At 73.4% G+C, this 3,196-nt stretch carries 2 protein-coding genes; both read left to right on the forward strand.

What is annotated here, in order from left to right; all coding sequences use genetic code 11:
- Positions 1 to 364 precede the first annotated feature (364 nt).
- Positions 365 to 1,771 carry a M16 family metallopeptidase gene (locus ACFXAZ_RS35890; RefSeq protein WP_384600090.1) on the forward strand — a complete coding sequence of 469 codons (1,407 nt, stop codon included), beginning with the start codon at positions 365 to 367 and terminating at the stop codon, positions 1,769 to 1,771.
- Entirely contained in the window at positions 1,768 to 3,156 is a 1,389-nt protein-coding gene (locus ACFXAZ_RS35895; RefSeq protein ID WP_384600051.1) for a M16 family metallopeptidase, read from the forward strand. The genes ACFXAZ_RS35890 and ACFXAZ_RS35895 overlap by 4 nt, the downstream gene beginning before the upstream one ends.
- Positions 3,157 to 3,196 lie beyond the last annotated feature (40 nt).

Below are 3,196 nucleotides of genomic sequence, written 5' to 3' on the forward strand. Positions count from 1 at the left end.
GGACGGACGGGCAGGCCCTGCCCGTCCGTCCTGCCGACACCGGCCCGCCCCGCGGCTCGCTCTTGCTGAAGCGTGGAACGGGAGGTGGATCTGACGCGGACCATTGTGGACTGCGGCACTGACAACGCGGACCGCCGCCCGGATCGCACACCGGACCGGCGGTTGCGCCCGGCGCCGAAAGCCACCGTCCGAGCCCGCGCGTGCCGCCGTACGGCACGGCTGCCCGCAGGCTACGCGATCCGCTCTCGGCGTACGCGGTCCGGGAACTTCGCCGGTGCCGCGCACACTTGCATACAGTGGCAGGACCGACAGGAAAACTGCGGTCGGAACGACCGCGTCCGCGATCGAAGGGACGTACATGCCCATGGGTCACACGGCCACCGCCGAGGCAGGCTCCGGCGGCCTGACAGCGACCGAGCACCGTCTGGCCAACGGTCTGCGCGTGGTGCTCTCCGAGGACCACCTGACCCCGGTCGCGGCGGTGTGCCTCTGGTACGACGTCGGCTCGCGCCACGAGGTCAAGGGGCGCACCGGCCTGGCTCACCTTTTCGAGCACCTGATGTTCCAGGGCTCCGCGCAGGTCAAGGGCAACGGGCACTTCGAGCTGGTCCAGGGCGCCGGCGGCTCGCTCAACGGCACCACCAGCTTCGAGCGCACCAACTACTTCGAGACCATGCCGGCCCACCAGCTGGAGCTGGCGCTGTGGCTGGAGGCGGACCGAATGGGCTCGCTGCTGGCCGCCCTGGACGAGGAGTCCATGGAAAACCAGCGGGACGTCGTCAAGAACGAGCGCCGCCAGCGCTACGACAACGTCCCCTACGGCACCGCTTTCGAGAAGCTCACCGCCCTCGCCTACCCGGAGGGCCACCCCTACCACCACACGCCGATCGGCTCCATGGCCGACCTGGACGCGGCCACCCTGGACGACGCGCGCGTGTTCTTCCGCACGTACTACGCGCCCAACAACGCCGTGCTGTCCGTGGTCGGCGACATCGACCCGGAGCGGACGCTCGCCTGGATCGAGAAGTACTTCGGCTCCATCCCGGCCCACGACGGCAAGCCCGTCCCGCGCGACGGCTCGCTCCCCGAGACCGTCGGCGAGCAGTTGCGCGAGGTCGTCGAGGAGGAGGTCCCGGCCCGCGCGCTGATGGCCGCCTACCGGCTCCCCGAGGACGGCACGCACGCGTGCGACGCGGCCGACCTGGCGCTCACCGTCCTCGGCGGCGGCGAGTCCTCCCGCCTGTACAACCGGCTGGTGCGCCGCGACCGTACGGCCGTGGCGGCCGGATTCGGCCTGCTGCGGCTGGCCGGGGCGCCCTCCCTGGGCTGGCTGGACGTGAAGACCTCCGGGGACGTCGAGGTGCCGGTCATCGAGACCGCCATCGACGAGGAGCTGGCCCGGTTCGCCGCCGAGGGCCCCACGGCGGAGGAGATGGAGCGCGCCCAGGCCCAGCTGGAGCGCGAGTGGCTGGACCGGCTCGGTACGGTCGCCGGCCGCGCGGACGAACTGTGCCGGTACGCGGTCCTCTTCGGTGACCCGCAGCTCGCCCTGAGCGCCGTCCAGCGCGTGCTGGAGGTGACCGCCGAGGAGGTCCAGGAGGTCGCCAAGGCCCGCCTGCGGCCCGACAACCGCGCGGTGCTCGTCTACGAGCCGACGGCCCCCGAAGCCCAGGCCGAGAGCGCTACGGACGCCGACGACGCCGAGGACACGGCGGACGCAGACGGCGTGGCAGCCGCGGCCACCGACGACAACGAGGAGGCGGCCAAGTGAGCGAGCTGGCCCCCATGGAGTTCCACCCCCAGCCGCAGCCCGGCGACGCCCGCCCCTGGGCGTTCCCGGCCCCCACGCGCGGCACGCTCGACAACGGCCTCACGGTCCTGCGCTGCCACCGCCCCGGCCAGCAGGTCGTCGCCGTCGAGGTGCTGCTGGACGCGCCGCTGGACGCCGAACCGGACGGCCTGGAGGGCGTGGCCACGATCATGGCCCGCGCCTTCTCCGAGGGCACCGACAAGCACTCCGCCGAGGATTTCGCCGCCGAGCTGGAGCGCTGCGGCGCCACCCTGGACGCGCACGCCGACCACCCCGGCGTCCGCCTCAGCCTCGAAGTGCCGGTCTCCCGGCTGCCGAAGGCGCTCGGCCTGCTCGCCGACGCCCTGCGCGCGCCCGCGTTCGACGACAGCGAGGTCGAGCGCCTGGTGCGCAACCGCCTCGACGAGATCCCGCACGAGCTGGCCAACCCTTCGCGCCGCGCCGCCAAGGAGCTGTCCAAGGAGCTGTTCCCGGCGACCTCGCGCATGTCGCGCCCGCGCCAGGGCACCGAGGAGTCCGTCGCCGGCATCGACTCCGCCGCCGTACGCGCCTTCTACGAGAAGCACGTACGCCCCGCGACCGGCACCGTCGTGGTCGTCGGCGATCTGACCGGCGTCGACCTCGACACGCTGCTCGGCGACACGCTCGGCGCCTGGACCGGCTCCACGGCCGCGCCCCGGCCCGTACCGCCGGTCAGCGCCGACGACACCGGGCGCGTCGTCATCGTGGACCGGCCCGGAGCCGTCCAGACGCAGTTGCTGCTCGGCCGCGTCGGCTCCGACCGGCACGACCGCGTCTGGCCCGCCCAGGTGCTCGGCACGTACTGCCTGGGCGGCACCCTCACCTCCCGGCTGGACCGGGTGCTGCGCGAGGAGAAGGGCTACACCTACGGCGTCCGCGCGTTCGGCCAGGTCCTCAGGTCCGGGCCCGACGGCGCCGGCGCGTCCATGCTGGCCGTCAGCGGCTCGGTCGACACGCCGAACACCGGACCGGCCCTGGACGACCTGTGGACCGTCCTGCGCACGCTCGCCGCGGAGGGGCTGACCGACGCCGAGCGGGACACCGCCGTGCAGAACCTCGTCGGCGTGGCGCCGCTCAAGTACGAGACCGCGGCGGCCGTCGCGAGCACGCTCGCGGACCAGGTCGAGCAGCACCTGCCCGACGACTATCAGGCGACGCTGTATCAGCAACTCGCCGCGACCGGCACCGTCGAGGCCACGGCGGCCGTCGTCAACGCCTTCCCGGTGGACCGGCTGGTGACCGTCCTCGTCGGCGACGCCGCGCAGATCAAGGCGCCCGTGGAGGCCCTCGGCATCGGCGAAGTCACCGTCGTGGCGGCCGACTAGACGGCCAGGGACGGCCCGCCCGCGTGCCGGAATCCGCACG

Source organism: Streptomyces sp. NPDC059477, assembly GCF_042749375.1.
In the GTDB taxonomy this organism is placed as follows: Bacteria; Actinomycetota; Actinomycetes; order Streptomycetales; family Streptomycetaceae; genus Streptomyces.

Excerpts from the sequence above, each read along its gene's own strand:
- ACFXAZ_RS35890 (WP_384600090.1), top strand. The coding sequence starts at position 365 with ATGGGTCACACGGCCACCGCCGAGGCAGGCTCCGGCGGCCTGACAGCG.